The organism is Planctobacterium sp. R6, assembly GCF_055755215.1.
Map to the genome: position 1 here is coordinate 76285 of NZ_JBVTQY010000011.1, position 25080 is coordinate 101364.

The following is a 25080-nucleotide window of genomic DNA, read 5'->3' on the forward strand; positions in this document are numbered from 1 at the left end:
CACTATCTTCGGGCAATTCAGTGAAGAAATTAAAGATTTGCTCTCAGAATACGATGAAATGCATATAAATTAATACGTTAGTTTGGCAGCAGCTAACTATTTTTGTTACATCTGATTAAATTTAAACTATGATTCAAGAGTGTGTTGTTCTTTGCGGTACAGGTTTGAAGGTCAACACGCTCTGATAAGCACAAAAAAGAGACAACAGCTTGAATCTGAGTATAGGCAACAATAACAAACAAATTCTGGGTGTCGATATAGGAAGCCGCTATGTCAAAGCCTTGTTGTTATCTCAGAAAGGCAAACGTTACTGTATTGATGCAATCGCCTGCGAGCCAATCTATGGCAATGTCATGCAGGAACGGGAAATCAAAGATTTTGATGCGGTAAATCATGCCCTCAAAAAAGTGCGCAAAGCCCTGCAAACCAGTGTCAAAAATATCGCCATCGCAATATCCGGCTCTACGGTGCTCACTAAGGTTGTTGATATGGAGTTGGGGTTGAGCGATATCGATCTCGAGGCTCAAATCGAAATTGAGGCTGACAGCCTTATTCCTTACCCGCTCAACGAAGTGTATATGGACTTCGAGGAAATTGGCCCCTGTGCGCGCAAACCCGGGCGCGCCGATGTGTTGCTCAGTGTCGCTCACAAAAACATTGTGGAAAATCGCACCTTGATATCCCGAGAAGTGGATTTCGAAGTGAAGATTATGGATGTCGAAGGCTATGCCCTGGGCAATGCTATGGTAAATTTCGGGCAATTTGGTGATGAAGAAGTGATTTTTTGCCTGAACGTCGGGGCGGCCCAGTTACAACTGACGGTCATACGGGGTAAGCAGGTAATTTTAAGTCGCGAGCTGGCTTTTGGCACTGACATGTTAGCCAACGAAATTGCCGCCAGCTTCAATTTAAGTGTTAATGATGTTCAGAAAGGACTGATTTCCGGCGATTTACCCGATACCTGGCGAGAGCTGCTGTACCCGCAATTTTTATCAACCTTACAAATGCAGATCAATCGCATCCTGCAGTTGTATGTCAACAGCTTTAACGCTGAACTGCCAGGCAAAATTTATATGTCAGGTGGTGCCACCATCTTATCTGGGGTAGTGGAAGATCTGGCCATGGATATGAACACCGAAATAGCCCTGTTTGACCCATTAGCGCAATTGGATACGGCTAAAAATGTCAGCGTAGACGGGTTCCATGGTGGGCAGTTTGCTGTGGCTGCCGGGCTTGCCTGGAGGGGGTTCTCCACATGTCATACATAAATTTATTGCCATGGCGTGAGAAACAACGGGAAAAACAAAAGCAGCTCTATCTTGCCACTTTGGCTTTTTGTGCATTGCTGGCTGTAGGCCTGGTGTTGGGCATTGGCAGTTTTCTGGATACCCTGATCAAAAACCAACAGCAGCGAAATCAATTTCTGGAAAAAGAACTGGCAATTCTCGACGTAAAAATAGGCAAAATTGCCACTATTAAGAAGCAAAAAGAAGATATAGAAAAGCGTATTTCCCTGATCCAGCAATTGCAGGAGCATCGCAACGTCAGTCCAATTGTGCTTAACGAGCTGGCTACCCTGGTACCTCCCGGTATTGCGTTTAAGCAACTCAATCGCAAACAAAATCGCATTGAAATTATCGGGGTCAGTGAATCGAATAACCGCCTTGCGGACTTTATGCGTCGCCTGGAAAACTCGCCGGTATTTGTCGGTAACGATCTGTCTTCTGTGGTGGCGGATACCAGTACCACCGAAGCGGTCAGTGATTTTAAACTGACTTTTATGATCAGTCCCAAAGTGGCCCCGCCTTTGGTCAGTCTCAGTGATGCGGAGCAGACACCATGAAGTTTGATTTCGCTAAACTCAAGGAAATGAACGACCTGGACTTTGAACAAATCGCCTACTGGCCTTTTGAAGTCAAAACCGTATTTGCACTCATGGTATTTATTATGGTGAGTGGCGGCGCCTTTTATTTTCTGGTGAAAGATAAACTGCCGGTACTGGATGCCGAACAAAAGCGCGAATTTGAACTCAGAGGCACCTATGAAGCCAAATATCTGATTGCCGCTAACCTGGAAGCCTATGAAAAGCAGTTAGCACAGTTGAAACTGGATTTTCAAAAAGTGGTTAAATCGCTGCCTACAAGTAATGAAACTCCAGGGCTACTGGACGACATCACTCTGGTGGGCACATCGTCAGGTCTGACATTTAAAGGTATCAACTGGGAGAAGGAAATTCCCAAAGAGTTTTATACCGAACTGCCCATTCGCATTGAAGTCAATGGGGAATATCATGAGTTTGGCGAATTTCTTTCTGAGATTGCCAGCCTGCCCAGAATTGTCACGGTACACGATTTTGAAATGGTGACTTCAGGTCAGGAACTTCGCCTCACCATGTCTGCTAAAACCTATCGGGCGACACCAGAGGTGGAGGCACAATGAGGCAGTCACTGATGGTTCTAACCGTGCTCGCGGCTTTGGGGGGCTGTTCTGCGGATACCTCTGATTTGCAGCAATTTATAGCCACCGTGCAAACGTCAACACCACCGCCGATTGAACCTTATCCCGAATTTAAACCCGTGCCGGCGTTTGTCTATGCCGCACAGGAAGAAAGAAGTCCCTTTAGTCGCCCCCGCAACCAGGATCTGGCGCTGCAGGACCAGGCCACCGGCAATTGCCTGCAACCGGACATTCGCCGACCAAAAGATCCGCTGGAAGCCTTTGGTACGGACGCCCTCAGTATTCAGGGCTTTTTTACCAGCAAGGGACAAAAATGGGCGTTAATTACAGCAAATGATGGTACGTTACATCGAGTGACGGTTGGCGATCATCTGGGGTTATTTTTTGGAAAGATAACGCGTATCAGTGAAAATGCCGTGTATTTTACTGAGCAATTGCCAGATGGCGCAGGGTGTTGGCAGGAAAAAAGCTCGAGAATAACAATATCAACCGGCTCCGGAGATTAATAACATGGGTAATTGCAAATCACTTTTCACAATGAGCATAGTCATCGTTATTGTGCAGTTTTGTGTTACCGCAGCGCTCGCGCAGCCAAACGATGTGCAATTGGTAGATCCGGCTCCCTCGTCCAAAGCTTCAGCCCATTCGGTATTAACCAACATTGAATTTCAGCAACTTCCCGACGACAGCGCTGAGCTATTGATTGAATTTGATTCAGCTGATTATCAGGTGCTGATGTCCAGAGACAGTAAGTTATTGCATGTCAATCTGCACGGAACCCGATTGGGCGAGGGACAATTGATGCGCCTGAATGTGTCAGAATTTACCACGCCAATTCAGTTTGTAGAGACTTTTCAGGATGCTACGCAATCCTCCGTCGTGATTGAAATGGCAGGTGATTTTACCCATCGCCACGAAAAAGACGGCAACTTGCTAAAAATTCAGATTGGCGACATCAAGCCAGATGACCAGGAAGCACAATACAAAGCGCAATTTTCCGGTGAACCCATATCGTTAGATTTTCAGGATGTCCCGGTGCGACAGGTATTGCAGATAATAGCCCAGGTAAATGGGTTTAACCTGGTGACAACCGATTCGGTGACCGGCAATGTGACCATCAGTCTTACCAATGTGCCCTGGGACCAGGCTCTGAGTATGATCCTCAGGATAAAAGGACTGGATCAGCGCATGGAAGGCAATATTTTACTGGTGGCACCGGCAGAAGAACTGGCTGCCCGCGAAGCGCAGATTTTACAAACCAAGAAGCAGGCTGCGGATTTGGCCCCGCTCAGCACCCGCCATGTGCAAATTAATTATGCCAAAGCGTCAGAGTTGGCGCTGATTCTGAAATCCAGTGAAGGCAGTGTGTTGAGCGCCAGAGGCAATGTCACTGTCGATGAACGCACCAATACCTTGATCATCAAAGACGCCAATGAATCCATTGCTGACGCTCTGGAAATGATCGAAATTCTGGATATTCCGGTGCGCCAGGTATTGATCGAATCGCGCATGGTTACAGTACGGGACGGGGTAGACGAACAATTTGGGGTGCGTTGGGGCTTTAGTGATCGTCAGGACGAAGATGGGGTATCCGGTTCGCTGGAAGCCGCAGATTCCATCGCCGGTGGTACAATTCCCAGTATTGATGACAGGCTAAACGTAAATCTGCCGGTTAACTCACCGGCGGGGCGAATTGGTTTTACAGTGGCCCGTCTGGTTGATGGCACTATACTGGATTTGGAACTGTCAGCACTGGAAACGGAAAACAAGGGTGAAATCATCGCCAGTCCCAGAATTACGGTGGCCAATCAACACGAAGCTTACATTGAACAGGGGACCGAAATTCCTTATGTTCAGGCCACATCCAGTGGCGCTACCTCGGTGGAATTTAAAAAGGCGGTGCTAAGTATGATGGTTACGCCGCATATTACCCCGGACAATCGCATTATTCTGGATCTGGTGGTGACCCAGGATACCCGTGGCGAAACCGTATCAACGCCAACCGGTCCCGCCGTCGCCATTGATACCCAGGAAATATCCACTCAGGTGTTAGTAGAAAACGGCGAAACCATCGTACTGGGTGGCATTTTTCAGCAAACCATCTCTGATGCCGACACTAAGGTGCCCTTACTGGGGGATTTACCTGTGGTAGGCAATTTGTTTAAACAGAGTCAGCAAGTTAACGATAAACGGGAGCTTTTGATCTTTGTTACCCCCAAAATACTCACTGATACCTTGTAAAGCACAAAAATAGCCCCATAACTGGCGGGTTGTTCAAAGCAAACTGAAGATAAGGCAAGCAAAAGGGTTGCCAAATCGCGCCTGTAACTGAGATAATCCCGCTCTCGAAAATCGAGCGAGGTTGGAATTTCCATTTTTTTAGATTGTTGACGTAGATAAAATGGCCGAAAAAAGAAACATTTTTTTAATTGGGCCGATGGGGGCTGGCAAAAGTACCATTGGCAGACATCTGGCAGATGAATTACATTTAGAATTTTATGACTCAGACCAGGAAATCGAAAAGCGCACTGGTGCCGATATTTCCTGGGTGTTTGATATTGAAGGCGAAGAAGGTTTTCGCGATAGAGAAGAGTCTGTCATCACTGATTTAACTGAAAAACAAGGTATCGTTTTGGCGACTGGCGGTGGTTCTGTGGTGCGTAATGCCGTCAGAAACCGGTTATCGGCACGTGGTATTGTGGTGTATCTGGAAACTACTATCGATAAACAAGTAGCCAGAACACAACGCGATAAACGCCGTCCGTTGTTGCAAAATAACGATCCTGAAGCCGTATTGAAAGATTTGGCCGGGGAGCGCAATCCACTGTACGAAGAAATCGCTGATTACACGGTGCAAACCGATGATCAGAGCGCTCGTGCTGTAGCCAATGCGATCATCAGTAAAATCGGCTTATAAAAAAACACCATTTGGGGGGAGCGCGCATGTCGACCTTAACAGTAGAGTTGGGGGAGCGTAGCTACCCCATAACCATTTCCGAAGATTCACTTTCTCAAGCCCACCTCATTCGAGACTTCCTGAAAACCCGACAAGTGTTTGTGGTTACCAATCCAACGGTTTATGCCTTATGGGCTGACAAGTTAAGCGCTGCGTTAACTGGCATCGATGTGCAGTTTATCCAGGTACCAGACGGTGAAGAATACAAGACCCTGCAAACCATGGAATCCGTGATAGGTGAGTTGTTGCAACGCCACGCTGCCAGAGACGCTACCTTATTAGCGCTGGGTGGCGGAGTCATTGGGGATCTGACCGGGTTTGTGGCCGCCAGTTTTCAGCGCGGTATTCCCTTTATTCAGGTTCCTACAACCTTGTTATCACAGGTGGATTCCAGTGTTGGCGGCAAGACCGCGGTTAATCACGCCTTAGGTAAAAATATGATTGGCGCCTTTTACCAGCCTAAAGCGGTAATCATCGACACCGAAACCCTGAAAACCCTCCCGGCACGCGAGTTTGCGGCTGGCATGGCCGAGGTCATCAAATACGGTATTATTTATGACGCCGAGTTTTTTACCTGGCTGGAAAATAATCTGGATGCGATCAAAGCCCTGAACTCCGACACCTTACAAAAGATGATTTATCGCTGTTGCCAGATTAAGGCGGAGATCGTGGCACAGGATGAACGGGAAAAAGGACTGCGTGCATTGCTGAATCTGGGCCATACTTTTGGTCATGCCATTGAAGCCGAACAGGGCTATGGCAACTGGTTGCACGGTGAAGCGGTTGCTGCTGGCACTATTATTGCTTCAGTTGTTGCACAGAAAAAAGGCTGGTTATCAGCGTCAGAAGTTAGTCGCATTACTGCATTACATGCGGCTTTTGATTTACCGATATCCGCGCCAAAGTCCATGGGTTATGCGCAGTTTATGCAACATATGCAGCATGACAAAAAAGTGGAAGCCGGGCAGATCCGCTTTATCATTCCTCAGGGAATAGGCCAGGCGGTGGTGACTTCTGACATTGACGACGCGCTGTTGCGAGACGTTTTGAATTAATATTGAACAGGCATACCCTGAAGAGTAATAAGTTGCAAACATGAGACATTCTACTTTGCTAACAGAATACACGGATATTTCACAAAGGCTGGAATATCTCGTGGCGCATTCATCACAGATGGTATTTATTACCGGTGAGGATGTGGCTGTGCAGCAGGGATTTGTTGAAGCGTTTCTGGGGCAGCAGAGTCAGCACGCCAATGTGGCATTGGTGAATGCCCGCAAAGGTAAAAGCGACAATTATTACCGGCAATTACTGGCAGAACAACTGCAGTGCAGCTGGCAACGCAACCAGTCTTTAGTGCAGTCGTTTGCTGCGCGAGACAACAAAACCGAGCCGGTGCTGATCGCCATTACCAGCGCGGAAAATGTGCCGGAAGATGTATTGCGGGAACTTTGGGATCTGGTGTTGCAAAATCGCTTTGCCCGAAATGGTGAGCAAATCAATATTTTGATGTTCGGTGATCACTTTTGGGCGGAAGATGTGAAATCCTGGCTACCCACTAACAACAACGACAAACCGGTTCTGTTGACTACGCAAACCCTTGAGTACGATGAAGAAACCGAAGTGGAAGGCGATTTAGATGAGATGATCGCTAATCGTCGCAAGCTTTTTCAGGAGCGCATGAAACACCGTGCCAGCCGACCTGCGCTGGGTACAGCACCTTTGCAAAAGTGGTGGGTAAAACTGGCACTGGCCATGGTCTTCGTTGGCAGCTTCTCGTCTATCCTCATCTGGCAGTATTTTGATGTGACCTCGGCGGCAGTGAGTGAATTTAGCCAGTTTTTATTCCAGTCCAAACCTGATACTCAGCAGAATGCGTCTTCCGACAGCAGCGAAAGTAGCGGCTTATCTTTGGAAGCAGCTGTGGCTCTGGCAAATCAGCAAAGCAACGAAGAAGCGCGGGAGGAAAGCGCGGTAAACTCTTCGGATAATCAACGGGTAGCAGCGAATTTTAGTGATGCGATGCAGCGCCTTGACAACAATGAATCAGTGGTAAACAGCCGCGCTGACGACAACAAAGCAATTGAGGAGGCTGTTGCTGCCCCTGTGGTTGTTAATACCTTTAGCAAACAAAGCGCCGATTCTCCCAGCTCGGAATACATTGCCGATATCAGCGCCGAACAGTTAAAACAGTTGCGGGATACCGGCACATTACCGGCTCAGCGCGATACACAATCTGGCAGCCGTAGCGACAATGCGGCAAAGTCAGATAACGAACAGGCCAGTGCATTGACCGCATCTGAGGCACAGCTTAACGCTTCTGTGATGGATGCTCTGGTGGCCCTTGAGTTACTCAACAGTGACGGCGGTGTTAATGACAATGCGTCAACCCCAAGAGATGACAATGCGTTAACCCCAAGAGATGACAATGCGTTAACCCCAAGAGACAGTGCAAACCCACCATCAGACAACGCTGACACCGCATCGGTGAATCGCCGCATTGACGAAACCACCGCTCAGGAAAGTGCTGTGAATAGCGCAAATCCTGCTGCACAGAATGTCACTGTACAGGAAAACCAGAGTCAGGGAGAGGTGACAGATAATTCTGCCACAGTCTCCCGGAATGCGAGTTTATTGTCCGGGACGCAGTCGCCAGACAGCACGGCAGAAACCCAAAACCAGGCGGTGAACACTGACGTCAATGTCAATGACTACCCGGTGGAAGACATTGCCAGCTTCGAACCGATAGAGTCTGGTACTCAGAACAATTCGGACATTTCGTCGCCCAGATATCAGTATCACGAACCGTTGTTACTGGAACTGGCAGACAGCGAATACGTATTGCAGGTATCAGGCATCAGCACAGAAACCCTGTTGCAGGAGTTTTTGGTGGATAATCAGTTGCTGAATGATGTCTGGGTTTATCAGACTCAGCGTTATGGTGGAGACTGGTTTGTGGTTTTGGTAAAGCAAAACTATGCCAGCCTGGATGTTGCCCGGGCCGCCGCCGCGTCTTTGCCTGATAAGTTCAGCACAACCGCCCCGTTTGCTAAATCGGTCGCTCAGATTCGGCGTGAAATCACCGTTAACTAGCTGTAATTTTTTTTCAGTCAGGTACAATCTCAGCGTTCAGAGATCTAAGTCAGATAATAATAACAACATGCCACAATCGAAACACCGGGCATTTTTGAAGTGGGCCGGTGGCAAATATAGCCTCATTGAAAAGATCAACAAAGAGCTACCCAAAGCTAAAGTGCTGGTGGAGCCGTTTGTGGGTGCTGGCTCGGTGTTTTTAAATTCTGAGTATGAGGCCTATCACCTCAACGATATCAATGAAGATCTGATCAACCTGTACAAAATTTTGCAAACCGACAGTACGCAATTTATTGTCGAGGCAGAGCACTACTTTACCCCGCAATTTAACCAGGAAACGGTGTTTTATCAGCAACGGGAGCGGTTTAATGACAGCACTGATCCGTTTGAGCGTTCGGTACTGTTTTTGTATCTGAATCGCCATGGTTACAACGGGCTGTGTCGATACAATTTATCGGGTAAATTCAACGTGCCATTTGGCCGCTATAAGGCACCTTATTTCCCCAAAAAAGAACTGCAGTTTTTTGCCCAAAAAGCTGCCAGAGCCACCTTTACCTGCCTGCCATTTCAACAGGTGATGTTGCAGTCTCCGGATGATTCCGTGATCTACTGCGATCCACCTTATGCGCCGGTCAGTGAAACCGCTTATTTTACTGCTTATTCAAAACAGGGCTTTGGTCTGGACTCACAGGAGGAGCTGGCGCAGTTAGCGCTGCATGTCAGTGACAAACTGGGGCGTTTTGTACTGGTGAGCAATCATGACACAGCTTTTACCCGTCGAATTTACAAACCGGCCAAACTGCGCAAGCTATCCGTTTCCCGTTTTATCAGTCAAAAAGGCGATAGTCGTAAAAAGGTGGCGGAATTACTGGCGGTTTATCGCCCAAAAGCTTAGCACGCAATATGCAAGCATTACCGCCAATTCGAGCCGAGCACCTCCGACTGTCGACCGAAAAAAATCAAAATGATTGACAATTACATCATCCAAAAAGATTTTGACTTTGATGCATAAAAAGGGACGTATGCGGAAACCAGAGGGAAATTTCGCAAGGGCCGGGTCACACCATCATCAAGATTTCAGTACTATAGTTCAGCCTTCTTAACGACGATAATCCCGAACTCGTGACAGCTTCTCTCAATACGCATAACCAACAGCGTCAAGCCAAACCAACAATCACCTTACACCTAGGCTCGTCGATAGCTTTTATTCATTTTATACTCGACATTGCGGCTTGAATTTTTGGCCTAACAAAACTTGGAGCAAGGGCTAGCTTCCTTCACACCAATGCATCATTGGTGCGTGCTTTTGTGCTGCGATTTTCTCCTCCCATTTAGTCCTTTCATTTAGTTTTCTCAAAAATATTTGTCACACCTGTTCATTGCGGATCGTCTAAATAAATGTCTGTTGCGTAACGCAGTGAAGTTTATTCGCTGTGCAGGCATCGACTTACGAAGGGGATAAACCATGAAAACTTTGAAATACTTGACCAGTACAAGCCTATTACTTACCTCTGTAAGCTGGGCGGCTGGCAATATAACGGGAAATAAAACGATGAGCGAATTAAGCATTGAACCAACCGAACAGCAAATTGTAAGTGTAGTGCACACCATGACCAATGCGTTTCACCAAGCAGATATAGAGACTGTCATGAGCAGTTATGAATCGAATGTGGCGATAATGTTTGAACCGGGAACGGCCATTTCTGATCTTGAGCAGATTCAAGCTATCTTTAAACAATGGTTTACTATGAAGCCGCAATTTACATACCCAAATGGGCATCAGGTGTTTGTTGCAGGCGATATTGCAATGCATATCGCCCCTTGGGATATGTCGGCAACAGGACCTGAAGGAAGTGAGATTAAGCAATCGGGGTTATCTATTGCAGTACTGCGGAAGCAGGAAAACGGCAAGTGGTTGATGGTGTTAGATAATCCCCATGGACAAATGTTATTGAACGCTGAGTCAATTCAAGCAGACTAACTCGCTATGTGCTGCTACAAGCTCACTTTATGGGTGAGCTGTAGTAACTTTTTTATGTGCAATGACATGCTATGAGCAAGTAGTGAAGGAATACTGTTGATTTCCATTGAGTTAAACCAACATATTCGCCAAGCGACCCAAGGCAACAAGGCTTCATTACAATTGGTTGTATCTGAGGTGCAAAACGATGTGTATGCCCTTGCATTGCGCATGCTAGTCAACCCAGAAGATGCGCAAGATGCGACCCAAGAGATTCTGATCCGCTTGATCACTAAGTTGTCTCGTTTTGAGTTTAAAAGTCAGTTTAAAACTTGGGTGTATCGCGTTGCTGCTAACTACCTGCTAACGGAAAAGAAGGTACTGGCACGTCAGCCTCAAATAGGCTTTGACGATTATCAAGCCGATCTAGAATCGGATTTACAACAGCCAGGTGACGGGCTAATACAAAGACCAGAATATAACGCCATGATTAATGAGCTAAGGATCTCGTGTACCATGGCAATGCTGCTGTGCTTGAATCCAGCACATCGCCTTGCTTACATCTTGGGGGATATTTACGAATTAGAGCAGCAACAGGCGGCTGAAATTCTAGGTATTGAGAAAGCGAATTTTCGTCAACAACTTAGCCGCGCTCGACAAAAGGTGATTGAGTTTATGAACACTAGTTGTGGCTTGGTACATAGCGCAGCAAAGTGTAGCTGCCCAAACAAGCTAACAGGTGCGGTCAGTCGAGGTCGAATAAATGCTAGCGAGATGTTTTTCTCGGTGCAGACTAGCGACACTTACCAGCAAATCAAACAAACCATTGCTGAAACCCAACAGCATTTGAAAGCAACTCGGTTACAGCAAGCAGTACCGGCGTATCGCTCGCCAGAGGTATTTGGCCAAGTCATCGAAGAGCTAGTGAAGCAAGGAATGCGTCACTACGCTAGTTGAATAAATACTGATGCGCGTATTGCTTTTTACGCACTACAAAATACATAGAATAGGAAACCGACAGTCGATAAATGCGCTTTTACGCCTTTCTTAAAAGGTTAAATCCGATATGCTTTGTTCAAAGTGGGCGTTCATTCTCAGAATTTATTTATATATTGAATTCTTTTATTGGGCTATTCACAAGTAGTGTAAGCTTCGTTTGATGCATAATTGGTAGGACGTCTACATAATTAGATGTTAGATTTATGGAAGGCAAGTAGCCAGCAAAGCTTATTTTTTGTATGCCGATACTAAAGTGTTTTTAGGTTATAATCCGACCCAAGGAGAAGTTGCTGATGATCGCGCGGATAAAGCGCAACAGCCATCGTCGCCGCTAAACGGTTGGGTGCATTTGTATTGGCAACTTACACTACCCAAAGGACCTAAAATGAGTGTTGTAGAATCAAATAAGTGTCAGGAAAGAACCAGATTAACCACACCAACCAGCGCGGCGATAAACACTAATACAAATATCACGCCGATAACCACATAGGGAAGGAAGGAGGATTGTTGAAAATCAGCCTGATGGTTCTTTTGAGTTTGTACACCAAACATACTGGCGGCAACACTTTTGGTTACCTGCCACAAAGAGGCCTTTTCCGTTTGCCTGGATGAGTCTGAGGTACTACTCATTGCTGTTTTCCGAATTAACTGGTGCTGCTATCCTGACCGCTGTCGGTGACTCTTGTCAACAGCTCCAATAAATCCAGATAATGGAATTGCTTACTGGCGCTGCTACCGGAAAACCAGGAAACCCAGCTGACCCCTGAAGCTTGCTCTTTGGCGCACAGATTCTGTGGGTGGCTCATCGGCAGAGACTCGTCAAAACGGCTGTCTGCGGGACAACTACAAAAGCGCAAACCTTCGTCTTCAAGATTGCCGGCAAAAGATAGCATAGCCACCAATGCTGTACTTAGTATCAGCATTTTTTGGTTTCTTGTGGAGATCATATTCGCTACCCGTTTTGCAACACTTTGTTTCATTATACTTGTTGAACCTCTGTTTGATGAGGACGTTGGTCGTTAAAAATCTGTCGTTTATCTCAGCGATACGCTGCTATCAGTGCATTTACGTTCACTGCAGTTTTGGACAACCCCAGTAACAAAAGTTCACTAAAGTGAAAAATATGACCAGATTGAGGAATAGTTTACTCAGCAGGTGTGAATTTTAACTGAATGGAAAAGGTTATTTTACGAGGAAGGGAAGTGGCAGCCATATACGAGATATGGCTGCCAGAATACATCCACCGGACTCACCCTACAGAATCCGACAGATATATATTTAAAGCGTATGAAGCATCCTTGCTTCTGAGTGAAACCGTGCTTACAGATCGAAGGACTTGCTCAGGCTGAACAGGATTGTCTCATCGCTGCTGCCGCCACCTAAATCGCTGTCGGCAAATACCATAGATACACCGGCGTCAAAACCACCGATTTCTGTGCCATAGCCCACTTCAAAGTATTCACCGTCAGATTCGTCGCCAAAAGTACCAAAGGTGCCGTAAAAACCTTCGTGTTCCAACGTTAAACCTAAGAATGTGTAATCACCACCCGGGATACCTAAATCCAGGTCATCATCCCATTCACCGATGGTGTACTCTACGGAAAGTGGACCCCAACCAAAGCCAAAGTTCACTTCGTTGTAGGCTGAATCGAAATCACCTGTGTACTGGTAAGTAGTGACACCAATACTGGCTGAAACATCTTCGCTGATATCAAAGCCAAATCCGCCGTAGACATCGATTTCAAGACCGTCTTCAACGTCGGCAACCCAGGTGCCCAGGTAAAAGCCGCCATTTTCATAATCCACACCGGCGCTGGCAGAGGCCGAGCTGGTTTGCTGGATACCACGGAAGTGGTATTCAGAGACTAAACCGACATTGGCGCTTAAGTCTGCGTAAGCTGCCTGGGAAAATGCTGATGCGGCTAAAACGAAAGCGACCGCTTGAGTTGTTCTGGTTAATTTCATGTGTTTCTCCGTTTTTGTATGTGTGCTGGCATTCATTGAGCAAAACTAATGCCTGTTTAATTTTTAACTTGCCAGCTTTCTGAAAACTTTCTTAAGTCATTGAAAATATTGCCTTTATCAAAATTTAATAAGCTGTCTTAAGGCACGGCACTGAAAGCAACACGGGGGCGAAATGGAAAATGACGCACGTTTTTGGGGCGAGCGCACCAAAATAAGGCTTAGCCTTCTGCGGTTGAAGCTGGTATTTTTAGCGGCAATTTTGCTACAGAGAATGACTGGCTATGAACGATTATTTAATTGCTCCTTCAATCCTGTCCGCCGATCTGGCCCGTCTCGGTGAAGACGTAGCCAGGGTGATAGACGCGGGCACCGATGTTGTTCATTTTGATGTAATGGATAACCACTATGTGCCCAATCTGACCTTTGGTCCGGCGGTGTGTAAGGCCCTCAGAGACTATGGTATTAGCGCCGACATTGACGTACATCTGATGGTAAAACCCGTAGATGATTTGATTAGCCAGTTTGCCGATGCCGGAGCCAGCTATATCAGTTTCCATCCTGAAGCCAGTGAACACGTTGATCGCAGTATTCAGTTGATCAAAGATAAGGGCTGCAAAGCCGGTTTAGTTTTAAATCCCGGCACACCTCTCTCAGTGCTGGATTACGTTTTGTATAAACTGGATTTTGTGCTGTTGATGTCGGTGAATCCGGGATTTGGTGGTCAGGCGTTTATCCCTAAAACCCTGGATAAATTGCGAGATTTGCAACATCTGATAAGAGAACAAGGCCTGAAAACCCGAATTGAAATTGACGGGGGCGTGAAAGTCGATAATATTCGCGCCATAGCTGAGGCCGGTGCCGATATGTTTGTGGCAGGCTCTGCTATTTTTAACCAGCCTGATTACAAGCAGGTCATCGATGCCATGCGCCATGAATTAGCGCAAACAGACAACCATTAATTATTGTAAAGAGACCAAAGAGATATTCTGATGAGTAGTAAACCTATTGTATTAAGCGGCTGCCAGCCTTCCGGACAACTGACTATCGGCAATTATATGGGCGCCCTTAAGCAATGGGTGAGCATGCAGGAAGATCACGATTGTCTGTATATGTTGGTGGACTTACACGCCATTACCGTGCGTCAGGACCCAAAAGCGCTATACGAAGCCTGTCTGGATGGACTGGCTCTGTATGTGGCCTGCGGTATTGATCCGGTTAAAAGTACCTTGTTTGTACAGTCTCACGTGCCTGAACATGCGCAGCTTGCCTGGATCATGAACTGTTATGCCCAGATGGGTGAACTAAACCGCATGACGCAGTTTAAAGACAAGTCAGCCAGGAACGAAAATAATATCAATGTCGGCCTGTATAGCTACCCGGCATTGCAGGCAGCCGATATTTTGCTGTATCAGGCCGATAAGGTACCGGTGGGTGAAGATCAAAAACAGCACCTGGAGTTAACCCGCGATATCGCCACCCGTATGAACAATCTGTACGGTGAGCTGTTTACTCTGCCTGATCCTTATATTCCTGAGTTTGGTGCGCGCATTATGAGCCTGCAGGAACCCACAAAGAAAATGTCTAAATCCGATGACAACCCCAACAACTTTATCGGATTGCTGGAAGAACCCAAAAAGTTAGCGAAAAAGATCAAACGCGCGGTTACCGATTCTGATGAACAGGCTCGTATCTATTTCGATACAGCGGAAAAACCCGGCGTGTCCAATTTGCTGACCCTGTTGTCATTGGCAACCAATCGCCCCGTTGCAGACCTGGTGCCGGAATACGAAGACAAAATGTATGGCCATCTTAAAACGGACGTGGCTGACGCGGTTGTGGCCCTGGTTGAGCCGATTCAGGAAAAATTCAAAGCCCTACGGGAAGATCGCGCTGCACTGGATGCCATCATGAAAAGTGGTGCCGAGCGCGCTTCTGCCAGAGCCGCGGTCACACTGGCGAAAGTTTACGAAGCGGTAGGCTTTATTCGTCGTCCCTGAATAAACGACGGGATAGCTGTTGAATTTCATCCCTGAGCCAACGAATGGCAGGGTCTGACTCTGCCACCTGCCACCAGTAAAGATGAATACTGATATCTGGCAGTGACAGTGGCAGGGGCAAAATTTGCAAAGGCAGATGGCTGGCAAATTGTCGCGCCGCTTTTTCCGGCGCTGTCATGATCAGATCCGTATGACACACAGTCTGCACCGCCCCGTAAAAATTCTCACAGCGCAGCACCACATTGCGATGCAGTTGCTGCGCGGTCAGCGCATTGTCAACCAGATTGATATCTGAGGCTTTCAGGGCGGCCACCACATGTGGCCACTGTTGATAGCTGGCTAAATCACAACGTGCAATGATGGGATGCCCCTGACGGCACAGCAGTACAAAACGACTGCGTCCTAATGTTTGATTGTGGATATTTGCTGGCATGGCAATCAACGAATCCAGGGCTAAATCGATATCACCACTTTTAAGCGCTTCGGGCAGATGCTTTGGCTCAATACTGACATTGCGAATTCGCACATTCGGAGCGATGGTCTGCAGGTGCGCGAGCAGTTGTGGAAAATACAAAGCTTCCAGTATATCCCTAACCGCGACATTGAAGCTGCGATTCAGTTGCCTGACATCCCAGTGTTTTGGCTGCGACATTGTTTGCTGCAGCGTGCGCAGGCTGTTTTCTACATCGGCAATGATGTGCTGACAAAAATCACTGGGCACCATCTTTTTGCCATGACGCTCGAACAACACGTCATCAAAGTGTCGCCGTAAGCGACTCAAAGCATGGCTGACCGCAGGTTGTGTCAGATGGAGTTTATCAGCGGCGCGGCTGACAGAACCCTGGTGATAGATCGTCAGTAACACCTGAAACAAATTGTAGTCAATACTATGCATGAGATTCATGTTTAACTATAAATATTCATCATTTGAGTTTATCAGTTGCAGACGTAGAATCCAGTTGTGCTTAAAAAACAACCGGAGAATTGAATGTCTGCTCATCAAGCCACTATCGACAACATGACCATAGGTGCCGAAAAATTTTCAGTGCCTCAGCCGCCGGTGTTTTCCGAGCCGCTGCAACAACGGGAATACGACAAGGTTCGACTTGCCGCCGCCTTCAGGGTCTTCGCCTTACACGGTTTTGACGAGGGCCTGGCCGGACACATCACAGTGCGTGATGCCGTAGAAAAAGACACTTTTTGGGTGAATCCATTGGCGGTGCATTTTCGCCATATCCGGGCCAGTGATTTGGTACGGGTTAGCCATGAAGGAAAAATTATTGAGGGTAAGCACGCCATCAACAATGCCGCCTTTGCCATTCATTCCCGTATTCACATGGCACGTCCCGATGTGAACGCTGTGGCCCACGCCCATACGCGCAATGGCCGGGCTTTTTCGGCGCTGGGTGAAAAGCTGCAACCAATTTCACAAGATGCCTGTATGTTTTATCAGAATCATGGCTTGTTTGATCACTTTACCGGGGTGGTGGCCGAACTGGATGAAGGTGATTTGATTGCCGAAGCCCTCTCTGACGGCATTGCCGTAATCCTGCAGAATCACGGTTTACTGACCGTGGGTAATACCGTTGATGCAGCCACCGCTAACTTTGTTATTATGGACAGTTGTTGCGAAAGTCAGTTATTGGCGCAGGCAGCCGGAAAGATAAAACCCATTCCTAGTGATATCGCGTTGAAAACGCGTGCCATGAATGCCAATGATTTGGTAACCTGGGGTAATTTCCAGCCCCTGTACCAGATTGTGCAGGCACAGGATGACAGTTTTAAAAACTGATATTTAAACGGGTGTAGGGTAGCAGATGCAGGATTCGGTATTAACTCAGGTATTACTTCCGGCCATATTAGCCGTTATTATGTTTGGCATGGGACTGAGTCTCACCAGAGCGGATTTTTCCCGGCTCTGGCAAACACCAAAACCTATTTTTGTCGGTCTGGTGGGCCAAATTCTGTTGTTGCCAATATTGGCCTGGGGAATAGCCGTACTATTTAATTTACCGGCGGAACTGGCAATTGGTCTGATGATTTTAGCCGCCTGTCCCGGCGGCACAACATCCAATGTCATCAGCCAGTTAGCCAGAGCCAATCTGGCGTTGTCGGTATCGCTGACGGCGGTAACCACGTTGATCTGCGTTTTTACCACTCCCTGGATTATTCAGTTTGCCATTCAACAGTTTGCTGCCGACCAGGTTCAATCCTTTTCGCTGTTAAATACTTCGTTAGGACTGATGTTGTTAACTTTGCTACCTGTGATTTTGGGGATTGCGTTTCGCGCCCGTTGGGAGCAACGCGCCCTGGCGATAGAAGGGATTTTCCGCAAAATATCACTATTGTTTATGGTTGCCCTGATCATTGCCATCGTAATTCAGGAAATCGATATGCTGTTGGCCTCCTTTGATCAGATTTTCTGGGCCACGCTGGTACTTAATTTTGCGGCTATCACAACCGGCGTTTGGCTGGCAAAACTCACCGGCTTGGCTTTACCTGAAAAGGTTACCCTGGGCATTGAGGTGGGCATTCAAAATGCATCAATGGCTATTTTGATTGCTATTACCTTTTTATCCAACCCGGCCTACGCCACTTCCGCCGGAGTTTACGGCGTAACCATGTACATCGGCGCGGTGTTTCTGGCTGTCTGGGCTAAGAAACAATATCAGCGTCGCTAAATTATTCCGGCGTATTAAGGCCAATATTGCAGCCCCGGTGCACTTATTTTAATTAAAACCCGGTCAATGCCTTGCGAGGCTTGATTTTATGGCCTTTAACCTGTTTAATTCCGCAGTTTTATTCGCTCGCCCGGGAAACATGCGCGTACTGTTAATTGATAATTTCGACTCTTTTACGTTCAATCTGGCTCGTTACTTTGAAGAGCTGGCGTGTTCGGTGCAGGTGGTGAGAAATAATCAGATCAGTATCGCTGAAGTTAAAAAACTCAGACCGGACCTAATCGTTATATCGCCTGGCCCTTGCTCACCCAATGAAGCCGGTATCTCGCTGCAATTGGTGCAGGAGTTGTCCGGTAAATTTCCGATATTTGGTGTTTGTCTGGGCCATCAGGTCATTGCTCAGGTGTTTGGCGCTGATGTGCAGCGCGCTGCGAAAGTGATGCATGGTAAAGTTTCAACCGTGGCCCATTCGGGTCATAAAATGTTTACTGGCATACCTGAAAAGTTCACAGTTACACGCTATCATTCTTTGGTAGTGGCAGCGCCATCATTACCGGCAGATTTTGAGGTGACTGCCGTTACAGACAACAGCAACAATCAGTCTGTGGAAGTCATGGCGATAGCACACAATACTTTACCCTTATGGGGTGTGCAGTTTCATCCTGAGTCTCATTTGACTGAGTTTGGTCACCGAATTTTACACAACATATTAGCTTTGGTCGCGGATTCTGCCCGGGCTTAACAACAGACTAGTTTGACAAGAAGATATTGAGAACCGGCATGACTGGCCAGCAAGACATTCGCACAGATATAGACAACCGTTACTACCATTTATTAATGGGCTTACAAACCGGTCAGGCCGCCGCCGGAATCGAAGTCGAAGGCAAGGTTAAGGCCGAACAGTCGGAACAGTTAAATGCCCGCCGGAAATTGCTGGATGTAGAACGGATTGCAATGCGGGACAAAGAGCTCAATCAGCGTTCCAAACAACATTATCTGGAAAATATCAGTACCATAGTGCATGAAGAAGTTTGTGACCGAATGCAGAAAAAAATCGACAATATTGATGAACTGAGCAGTAAAATCATTGGTATTGATGATGGTCTGGCCGCAGTGTATGACGGCCTGTCTGTGAAAGCGGCGTCAATTGCCAAAATTGAACCTGGCATTGCCGCCATACCCTGGTTAGCCAAAGAATTGATGGATCTGGCCAACAGCCCCAAATACCGTAAAACGGACCGCTTGGGGAAAGTTGTCAGGTACGAAACGTTGCGTATGGCACTGAGTTTCTTTGGCATTGAAAACCTGAAGTTACTTATACCTATGCTTTCGGTGCAACGCTGGATCCCCAAAATCACCGATCCGTATCCCGCCTTTAAACAAAAACTGTGGGAACAGATTATTGCCACCGGTATTAGTTGCCGCAAAATCGCAGAACTTTCCAAAGTGGATCCATTTCATGGGTACGTTGCCGGAATGCACCATGAAATGGGAAAAATTGCCATCAGCAAAATGTTTTTCAAGTTCTTTGACAAGGTGCTGCAGGAGGCCATGATGGAAGCCCACAAAGAGCAAAAGCGAGAAGAGCATTTAGCCCTGCAGCAGGTTAAAATTGATCCCGATGTGTGGTTGGCCATGATGTGGAATCAGTCTTATCAGATTTCAGCCAACGTGATGAAGCACATGAACATGAAACGGGTAATGGTGGCCGGTGCTTTGCAGGAGCTGGCCGATAAAACCGCGATTGTTGACCGTTCACCCCTTGGACGGGTACTGGAACAGGGCCGTTGTTATGCCCGCTTTCGAATGCTGCGCAGTTATAAATTGATCAACATGGAAGATGCCAAACAATACCTGATTGCCTGTCGGATGCCCAAAGGCGCAGTTGCCGCCTTAAAAACCGTTGATATGCGACAGCTAAGCCTGGCATTTGGCGAAGAATAATCGCCGGATTAATGTACTCAGAATGGAGGTCTTTAGCTGGCATTCAGGCTTTTCCCTTCTATATAGCAAAATAATCTAAAAAATAAGAATTCAGTTCTATATAAGAGTGGGGTGTTGATAAATACGCCAGATTTGAGGCTTTTGCCCTGCTTTTTGAAAGTCTTTTCTGAAACTTTCACATACTTATTCATTTTCTATGCAATTCTAACGAAGCCCTTTTATACTAAAGGCTGGGCCCCCTTTTTCGGGAAGACAAAAGGGGAATTTTCTGGAATAATGCGCTCTCTTTTTTCACGGTGTATTACCGAATTTACTCTACAGGAGGCAATATATGAATGTGACTCGTGAAATGTTTGCTGATGTCATGGTACCAAATTACAACCCGGCGGCGATGGTGCCAGTTCGTGGTGAAGGTTCAAAAGTGTGGGACCAGGAAGGCAACGAGTACATTGATTTTGCTGGTGGTATTGCAGTTAACGCATTGGGTCATTGTCACCCGGAAATGGTGGCTGCATTGAAAGACCAAAGTGAAAAGCTTTGGCACTTAAGTAATGTATTTACCAACGAGCCAGCAATCAGATTGGCGAAAAAGCTGACTGACGCCACCTTTGCTGAACGTGTTTATTTTGCCAACTCCGGTGCAGAAGCCAACGAAGCCGCGTTAAAACTGGCGCGTCGCTGGGCATTAGATCACCACGGTGAAGACAAAAATCAAATCATTTCTTTTAAGCAAGGCTTCCACGGTCGTACATTCTTTACGGTTACTGTGGGTGGTCAGGCTGCTTATTCCGACGGTTTTGGTCCTAAGCCAGGTGCTATCGATCACGCGGTATACAACGATCTGGACAGCCTGAAAGCGATCATGAGCGACAAAACCTGCGCGGTAATGATGGAGCCGCTGCAAGGTGAAGGTGGCATTATCTCGCCTACGCCAGAGTTTGTAGAAGGCGTCAGAGCCTTGTGTAATCAACACAATGCCCTGTTGATTTTTGATGAGGTGCAATCTGGTGTTGGCCGTACTGGCGAATTGTATGCGTACATGGGACTGGGTGTTACCCCGGATATCCTGACCACGGCTAAAGCGCTGGGTGGCGGATTCCCGATTGGTGCCATGTTAACCACAGCTGCGATTGCAGAAAGTCTGAAGCCTGGTACTCATGGTAGTACTTATGGCGGTAACCCCTTAGCCTGTGCTGTTGCAGAGCGCGTTTTTGATATTGTTAACAATCGCGAACTTCTGGACGAAGTTAAGCGCAAGGAACAACTGTTCCGCGATGGCCTGAATGTCATTAACGAAAAATACAATGTGTTCAGCGAAATTCGCGGTAAAGGCATGTTGTTAGGTTGTGCCCTGAACGAAGATTACGCTGGTCGTAGCCGGGACTTTCTGGTTGCGTCAACGGCAGCGAACCTGATGTGTCTGGTAGCAGGTGCCAACGTGGTGCGTTTTGCGCCGTCTTTGGTTATTCCTGACGCTGACATCAAAGAAGGTTTAGCGCGCTTTGAAAAGGCGGTTGCTGCCGTGGTTAACGGCCAGGAATAAGTCCCATGGTGATTATTCGTCCAATCGCAGCAGATGATTATCAGGCGCTCTATGAGATTGCCAACGAGTCAGGCATTGGCTTTACGTCTTTGCCTGTTAACGAGGAAATTTTACGCAAGAGAATCGCCCATGCCGAAGCGTCTTTTGCCAAAAAAGACGTTTCAAAGCCTGGTGTTGAGGATTATCTGTTTGTGATGGAAGATGCACAAACCAAGCGTGTACTGGGGACCAGTGGCATTGAAGCCGCGGTAGGTATGGACAATACCTTTTACTGCTACCATTTGGGTAAAGTGGTACACGCTTCCCGCGAATTAGGCATTCGCAACGAAGTAGGGACTCTGACTCTGTGTAACGATTACACCGGTGCGTCAGAGATATGTACCCTGTTTTTACGCGAAGAAGCCAGACAAGGCGCCAACGGCAGATTTCTGTCTAAATTCCGCTTTCTGTTTATTGCTGAGCATCGTCATCGCTTCTCTGACACTATTATTGCAGAGATGCGTGGTGTCAGTGATGAAAACGGTAGCTCACCCTTCTGGCAGTGGCTGGAAGAACACTTTTTTTCCATGGATTTTCCCACAGCGGATTACCTCACTGGCATAGGTCAAAAGGTGTTTATCGCAGAACTGATGCCAAAGTACCCCATCTACGTCAATTTGCTCAGCGCCGAAGCGCAGGCGGTGATCGGTCAGGTGCACGAAAAAACCAAACCCGCCCTGAACTTGCTGATGAGTGAAGGGTTTAGCAAAGGCGGTTACGTCGATATCTTTGACGGTGGCCCGACCGTCGAGGCGAATGTAAATTACATTCGCACCGCACAGGCCAGTCGCAATTTGCCGATTGAAATAGACGCTGCACTGGAAGACGCGAAGGACACGCACTTTGTCATCAATACCCGGGTGCAGGAGTTCCGCGGCGTTATGGCTTGCGTCAAGGTAGACGAAGAAAGGCAGGTGGCGCGCATTGCTCCGCAAGCAGCGGGCGCACTGAACCTGAGCGCCGGTGAGGCCATTCGTTTCGCTCCGATCCATTTAGGAGGATAATTATGTCTGAACAGATTCATTACATTGGTGGCCAGTGGGTTGCCGGTGAAGGACACGGGGTGAATTCCGTTGATCCTGCCAAAAAACAACAAATCTGGCAGGGAAGTGCTGCCAGTGCCGCTCAGGTTGATAGCGCTGTAGCTGCGGCCAGAGAAGCCTTTCAAAGCTGGCAGCAGGTCAGCTTTGATGAGCGCGTAGCCATTATTGAAAAATTCGCCGCACTGTTAGGTGAACACAAAGCACATCTGGCGAAAGTGATTGCCAAAGAAACCGGTAAACCCGAGTGGGAAACTGCCACTGAAGTGGGTGCCATGATCGGTAAAGCCGCGATTTCGATTCGCGCTTACAACGAACGTACCGGTACTGTGGAAAACGCCATGCCTGTGGGTAAGGCCTTTATTCGCCATAAGCCACACGGTGTTGTGGCGGTATTTGGCCCTTACAACTTCCCGGGGCACCTGCCTAATGGCCACATTATTCCTGCGCTGTTAGCGGGGAATACTGTGGTATTTAAGCCCAGTGATTTAACTCCAATGGTAGCGGAAGAAACCGTCAAGCTATGGCAGCAGGCGGGATTACCGGCAGGCGTTTTAAACCTGGTACAAGGGCATGTTGAAACCGGCAAAGCTCTGGCTTCTCACGCCGGTATTGACGGTTTGTTCTTTACCGGTAGCTCCAGAACCGGCAAGTTATTACACGAACAATTCGCCGGCCATCCTGGTAAAATACTGGCACTGGAAATGGGCGGCAATAACCCGCTTATCGTTAAGGATGTGGCTGACATTGATGCCGCTGTACACGACATAGTGCAATCTGCGTTTATCACCAGCGGTCAACGCTGTACCTGTGCCCGTAAGCTGTTTTTAGCAAAAGGTGAGCAGGGTGATGCAATTCTGGCGCGCCTTATCGAAGTTACCCGCAATATCAGTGTCGGCCATTATGATGCCCAGGAGCAGCCTTTTATGGGTGCCATGGTATCTGCTCATGCCGCCAGTTTGATGGTGCAGGCGCAACAGTCGTTATTAGACCTGGGCGCCAGCTCGCTGGTGGAACTGACCCATACCGACACCGAAAGCGGCTTTGTCACACCTGGTATTATTGATGTGACAAACATCATCGATACTATGCCGGATGAAGAACATTTTGGTCCGCTTTTGAAAGTGGTGCGTTACGACGATTTCGATACCGCTATCGATCAGGCCAACAATACGGCATTTGGGTTGTCTGCGGGTTTGTTAGCGGATAGCGAAGCGGATTATCAGCATTTCTTCAGCCGCATCAGAGCCGGCATTGTTAACTGGAACCGTCCAATTACTGGTGCCAGCAGTGCTGCGCCGTTTGGTGGAATTGGTGAAAGTGGTAATCATCGCGCCAGCGCCTATTATGCCGCAGATTATTGCGCGTATCCGGTGGCATCAGTAGAGTTAGAAAAAGTGGCTATGCCTGGTACGCTAAGTCCAGGTCTCAAATTCTAAATCTCTGATTTAAAATCACCTTTAATTACATTCATGCTCATCGCTTAGGCGATGGGCATTTTCTGGTTGTTTGAAGTAAGAAAATCTATGAATACGAAACTCGATTCCCTGTTTGCCAATTTGTGGCAAGACTATATTAATATCACGCCTTCTGCTCACAAGATCCACGATCTGCTGGGCATGCACGGTGAAATTATCAATGATCATATCGCCCTGCGTACCTTCAATCTTGAGAAAGTGAACCTGGACAAGATCTCGGCTCATTTCACAGAGCTTGGTTATGTTGAAAAAGGCCAGTATCAGTTTGAAGAAAAGAAACTGCGTGCTAAGCATTTTGAACACCCTGAAGCCAACCGCCCAAAAGTGTTTATCAGTGAACTGCTGGTAGAAGAGTTTTCTGCTGAGTTACAGGCAACGGTGCAAGACATGGTGGCGCAGATAGATTCGGCAGCCGTCAGTGCGGAAGGTTTTGTCTATTCAGGCGTACACTGGCAAATCAGCAGCGAGCAGTACGACGCCCTGTTGCAGGAGTCGGAATACGCGGCCTGGATGGCGGCCTGGGGTTTCCGTGCCAACCACTTTACCGTAAGCTCCAATCACCTGGATAGACTGAGCCAGCTTACCGCTATCAATGAAACCCTGAAAGAAGCGGGTTTCGAGCTGAATACCTCTGGTGGCGAAATTAAAGGTGGTGAAGAAGTGTTTTTAGCACAATCTTCCACAATGGCGGATAAGGCCGCAGTGAAATTCAGCGACATTGAGCGCGTTATCCCCAGCTGCTTTTATGAATTCGCACAGCGTTACCCCATGCCCAACGGTCAGTTATATCAGGGATTTGTAGCGGCTTCTGCGGATAAGATCTTTGAAAGTACTAACGCCCGTAAGCTGGACAGTTAATCAGATTCAGTATGACGTAGTTTGCACGTCAGTGTAAAAAATAGAAGTAGCTCCCGGCGGAGCTACTTCA

The 25080-nt window shown here is 47.4% G+C and carries 25 protein-coding genes; 21 read left to right on the plus strand and 4 right to left on the minus strand.

Annotation, left to right across the window (positions count from 1 at the left end):
• Positions 1-209 precede the first annotated feature (209 nt).
• From pilM to AC0J20_RS09495, 11 genes are all read left to right on the plus strand, one after another.
• On the plus strand, positions 210-1268 hold the full coding sequence (gene pilM / locus AC0J20_RS09445) for a type IV pilus assembly protein PilM (RefSeq protein WP_473021481.1): 1059 nt from the start codon (positions 210-212) through the stop codon (positions 1266-1268).
• Positions 1256-1843, plus strand: coding sequence for a PilN domain-containing protein (locus AC0J20_RS09450; protein WP_229530868.1), 588 nt, complete (start codon positions 1256-1258; stop codon positions 1841-1843). Before pilM ends, AC0J20_RS09450 begins: the two co-directional genes overlap by 13 nt.
• Positions 1840-2439, plus strand: coding sequence for a type IV pilus inner membrane component PilO (locus AC0J20_RS09455; protein ID WP_473021482.1), 600 nt, complete (start codon positions 1840-1842; stop codon positions 2437-2439). Before AC0J20_RS09450 ends, AC0J20_RS09455 begins: the two co-directional genes overlap by 4 nt.
• Positions 2436-2963: a pilus assembly protein PilP gene (locus tag AC0J20_RS09460; protein WP_229530870.1), complete on the plus strand. Its 528-nt coding sequence runs from the start codon at positions 2436-2438 to the stop codon at positions 2961-2963. Before AC0J20_RS09455 ends, AC0J20_RS09460 begins: the two co-directional genes overlap by 4 nt.
• Before the next feature lie 4 nt (positions 2964-2967).
• Positions 2968-4698, plus strand: a complete 1731-nt coding sequence (locus AC0J20_RS09465; protein ID WP_473021483.1) for a type IV pilus secretin PilQ — start codon at positions 2968-2970, stop codon at positions 4696-4698.
• A gap of 160 nt (positions 4699-4858) precedes the next feature.
• Positions 4859-5374, plus strand: coding sequence for a shikimate kinase AroK (gene aroK, locus AC0J20_RS09470; protein ID WP_229530872.1), 516 nt, complete (start codon positions 4859-4861; stop codon positions 5372-5374).
• Between the two features lie 26 nt (positions 5375-5400).
• Positions 5401-6468, plus strand: a complete 1068-nt coding sequence (gene aroB, locus AC0J20_RS09475; protein ID WP_473021484.1) for a 3-dehydroquinate synthase — start codon at positions 5401-5403, stop codon at positions 6466-6468.
• A 40-nt stretch (positions 6469-6508) separates the two neighbouring features.
• Positions 6509-8506, plus strand: coding sequence for a hypothetical protein (locus tag AC0J20_RS09480; RefSeq protein ID WP_473021485.1), 1998 nt, complete (start codon positions 6509-6511; stop codon positions 8504-8506).
• 67 nt (positions 8507-8573) lie between these two features.
• A complete protein-coding gene (locus tag AC0J20_RS09485) occupies positions 8574-9401 on the plus strand; it encodes a Dam family site-specific DNA-(adenine-N6)-methyltransferase (protein WP_473021486.1) in 828 nt (275 codons plus the stop codon).
• 570 nt (positions 9402-9971) lie between these two features.
• Positions 9972-10487 carry a YybH family protein gene (locus AC0J20_RS09490; RefSeq protein ID WP_473021487.1) on the plus strand — a complete coding sequence of 172 codons (516 nt, stop codon included), beginning with the start codon at positions 9972-9974 and terminating at the stop codon, positions 10485-10487.
• A 96-nt stretch (positions 10488-10583) separates the two neighbouring features.
• Complete coding sequence (locus AC0J20_RS09495; protein WP_473021488.1) at positions 10584-11423, plus strand: RNA polymerase sigma factor; 840 nt, start codon at positions 10584-10586, stop codon at positions 11421-11423.
• 453 nt (positions 11424-11876) lie between these two features.
• Here the strand turns inward: AC0J20_RS09495 and AC0J20_RS09500 are convergent, their stop codons facing one another.
• The 3 genes from AC0J20_RS09500 to AC0J20_RS09510 form a co-directional block, all read right to left on the minus strand.
• On the minus strand, positions 11877-12095 hold the full coding sequence (locus AC0J20_RS09500; RefSeq protein WP_473021489.1) for a DUF2970 domain-containing protein: 219 nt from the start codon (positions 12093-12095) through the stop codon (positions 11877-11879).
• Between the two features lie 14 nt (positions 12096-12109).
• A complete protein-coding gene (locus AC0J20_RS09505) occupies positions 12110-12388 on the minus strand; it encodes a hypothetical protein (protein WP_473021490.1) in 279 nt (92 codons plus the stop codon).
• A 397-nt stretch (positions 12389-12785) separates the two neighbouring features.
• Positions 12786-13430: a TorF family putative porin gene (locus tag AC0J20_RS09510; RefSeq protein WP_229530881.1), complete on the minus strand. Its 645-nt coding sequence runs from the start codon at positions 13428-13430 to the stop codon at positions 12786-12788.
• Between the two features lie 281 nt (positions 13431-13711).
• On the opposite strand from AC0J20_RS09510, the gene rpe reads away from it, so the two are divergent.
• On the plus strand, positions 13712-14389 hold the full coding sequence (gene rpe, locus AC0J20_RS09515) for a ribulose-phosphate 3-epimerase (protein ID WP_473021491.1): 678 nt from the start codon (positions 13712-13714) through the stop codon (positions 14387-14389).
• Positions 14390-14419: 30 nt separating this feature from the next.
• Positions 14420-15427: a tryptophan--tRNA ligase gene (gene trpS / locus AC0J20_RS09520; RefSeq protein WP_229530883.1), complete on the plus strand. Its 1008-nt coding sequence runs from the start codon at positions 14420-14422 to the stop codon at positions 15425-15427.
• Here trpS and AC0J20_RS09525 read toward each other — a convergent pair.
• On the minus strand, positions 15411-16322 hold the full coding sequence (locus tag AC0J20_RS09525) for a LysR family transcriptional regulator (protein WP_473021492.1): 912 nt from the start codon (positions 16320-16322) through the stop codon (positions 15411-15413). The two genes, trpS and AC0J20_RS09525, sit on opposite strands and share 17 nt — an antisense overlap.
• Before the next feature lie 93 nt (positions 16323-16415).
• On the opposite strand from AC0J20_RS09525, the gene AC0J20_RS09530 reads away from it, so the two are divergent.
• The 8 genes from AC0J20_RS09530 to AC0J20_RS09565 all read left to right on the plus strand — a co-directional run bounded on the left by AC0J20_RS09530 (position 16416) and on the right by AC0J20_RS09565 (position 25010).
• Positions 16416-17219 (plus strand): class II aldolase/adducin family protein, encoded by an 804-nt coding sequence (locus AC0J20_RS09530; RefSeq protein ID WP_473021493.1) that lies wholly within the window; start codon positions 16416-16418, stop codon positions 17217-17219.
• 25 nt (positions 17220-17244) lie between these two features.
• Positions 17245-18108, plus strand: coding sequence for a bile acid:sodium symporter family protein (locus AC0J20_RS09535; protein WP_473021494.1), 864 nt, complete (start codon positions 17245-17247; stop codon positions 18106-18108).
• 139 nt (positions 18109-18247) lie between these two features.
• Entirely contained in the window at positions 18248-18850 is a 603-nt protein-coding gene (locus AC0J20_RS09540) for an anthranilate synthase component II (protein ID WP_473021495.1), read from the plus strand.
• 38 nt (positions 18851-18888) lie between these two features.
• Positions 18889-20052, plus strand: a complete 1164-nt coding sequence (locus AC0J20_RS09545) for an HDOD domain-containing protein (protein ID WP_229530887.1) — start codon at positions 18889-18891, stop codon at positions 20050-20052.
• A 331-nt stretch (positions 20053-20383) separates the two neighbouring features.
• Positions 20384-21595: an aspartate aminotransferase family protein gene (locus tag AC0J20_RS09550; protein ID WP_473021496.1), complete on the plus strand. Its 1212-nt coding sequence runs from the start codon at positions 20384-20386 to the stop codon at positions 21593-21595.
• Between the two features lie 5 nt (positions 21596-21600).
• Positions 21601-22638, plus strand: a complete 1038-nt coding sequence (gene astA / locus AC0J20_RS09555; RefSeq protein ID WP_229530889.1) for an arginine N-succinyltransferase — start codon at positions 21601-21603, stop codon at positions 22636-22638.
• A gap of 2 nt (positions 22639-22640) precedes the next feature.
• Positions 22641-24113, plus strand: a complete 1473-nt coding sequence (gene astD / locus AC0J20_RS09560) for a succinylglutamate-semialdehyde dehydrogenase (protein ID WP_473021497.1) — start codon at positions 22641-22643, stop codon at positions 24111-24113.
• A gap of 87 nt (positions 24114-24200) precedes the next feature.
• A complete protein-coding gene (locus AC0J20_RS09565) occupies positions 24201-25010 on the plus strand; it encodes a DUF1338 domain-containing protein (RefSeq protein WP_229530891.1) in 810 nt (269 codons plus the stop codon).
• The last annotated feature ends 70 nt before the right edge of the window (positions 25011-25080 follow it).

Coding starts and splice junctions, on each gene's coding strand:
- AC0J20_RS09450 (WP_229530868.1), top strand. CDS start 1,256: ATGTCATACATAAATTTATTGCCATGGCGTGAGAAACAACGGGAAAAA.
- AC0J20_RS09455 (WP_473021482.1), top strand. CDS start 1,840: ATGAAGTTTGATTTCGCTAAACTCAAGGAAATGAACGACCTGGACTTT.
- AC0J20_RS09460 (WP_229530870.1), top strand. CDS start 2,436: ATGAGGCAGTCACTGATGGTTCTAACCGTGCTCGCGGCTTTGGGGGGC.
- AC0J20_RS09465 (WP_473021483.1), top strand. CDS start 2,968: ATGGGTAATTGCAAATCACTTTTCACAATGAGCATAGTCATCGTTATT.
- aroK (WP_229530872.1), top strand. CDS start 4,859: ATGGCCGAAAAAAGAAACATTTTTTTAATTGGGCCGATGGGGGCTGGC.
- aroB (WP_473021484.1), top strand. CDS start 5,401: ATGTCGACCTTAACAGTAGAGTTGGGGGAGCGTAGCTACCCCATAACC.
- AC0J20_RS09480 (WP_473021485.1), top strand. CDS start 6,509: ATGAGACATTCTACTTTGCTAACAGAATACACGGATATTTCACAAAGG.
- AC0J20_RS09485 (WP_473021486.1), top strand. CDS start 8,574: ATGCCACAATCGAAACACCGGGCATTTTTGAAGTGGGCCGGTGGCAAA.
- AC0J20_RS09490 (WP_473021487.1), top strand. CDS start 9,972: ATGAAAACTTTGAAATACTTGACCAGTACAAGCCTATTACTTACCTCT.
- AC0J20_RS09500 (WP_473021489.1), bottom strand. CDS start 12,095: ATGAGTAGTACCTCAGACTCATCCAGGCAAACGGAAAAGGCCTCTTTG.
- AC0J20_RS09505 (WP_473021490.1), bottom strand. CDS start 12,388: ATGCTGATACTAAGTACAGCATTGGTGGCTATGCTATCTTTTGCCGGC.
- AC0J20_RS09510 (WP_229530881.1), bottom strand. CDS start 13,430: ATGAAATTAACCAGAACAACTCAAGCGGTCGCTTTCGTTTTAGCCGCA.
- rpe (WP_473021491.1), top strand. CDS start 13,712: ATGAACGATTATTTAATTGCTCCTTCAATCCTGTCCGCCGATCTGGCC.
- trpS (WP_229530883.1), top strand. CDS start 14,420: ATGAGTAGTAAACCTATTGTATTAAGCGGCTGCCAGCCTTCCGGACAA.
- AC0J20_RS09525 (WP_473021492.1), bottom strand. CDS start 16,322: ATGCATAGTATTGACTACAATTTGTTTCAGGTGTTACTGACGATCTAT.
- AC0J20_RS09530 (WP_473021493.1), top strand. CDS start 16,416: ATGTCTGCTCATCAAGCCACTATCGACAACATGACCATAGGTGCCGAA.
- AC0J20_RS09535 (WP_473021494.1), top strand. CDS start 17,245: ATGCAGGATTCGGTATTAACTCAGGTATTACTTCCGGCCATATTAGCC.
- AC0J20_RS09540 (WP_473021495.1), top strand. CDS start 18,248: ATGCGCGTACTGTTAATTGATAATTTCGACTCTTTTACGTTCAATCTG.
- AC0J20_RS09545 (WP_229530887.1), top strand. CDS start 18,889: ATGACTGGCCAGCAAGACATTCGCACAGATATAGACAACCGTTACTAC.
- AC0J20_RS09550 (WP_473021496.1), top strand. CDS start 20,384: ATGAATGTGACTCGTGAAATGTTTGCTGATGTCATGGTACCAAATTAC.
- astA (WP_229530889.1), top strand. CDS start 21,601: ATGGTGATTATTCGTCCAATCGCAGCAGATGATTATCAGGCGCTCTAT.
- astD (WP_473021497.1), top strand. CDS start 22,641: ATGTCTGAACAGATTCATTACATTGGTGGCCAGTGGGTTGCCGGTGAA.
- AC0J20_RS09565 (WP_229530891.1), top strand. CDS start 24,201: ATGAATACGAAACTCGATTCCCTGTTTGCCAATTTGTGGCAAGACTAT.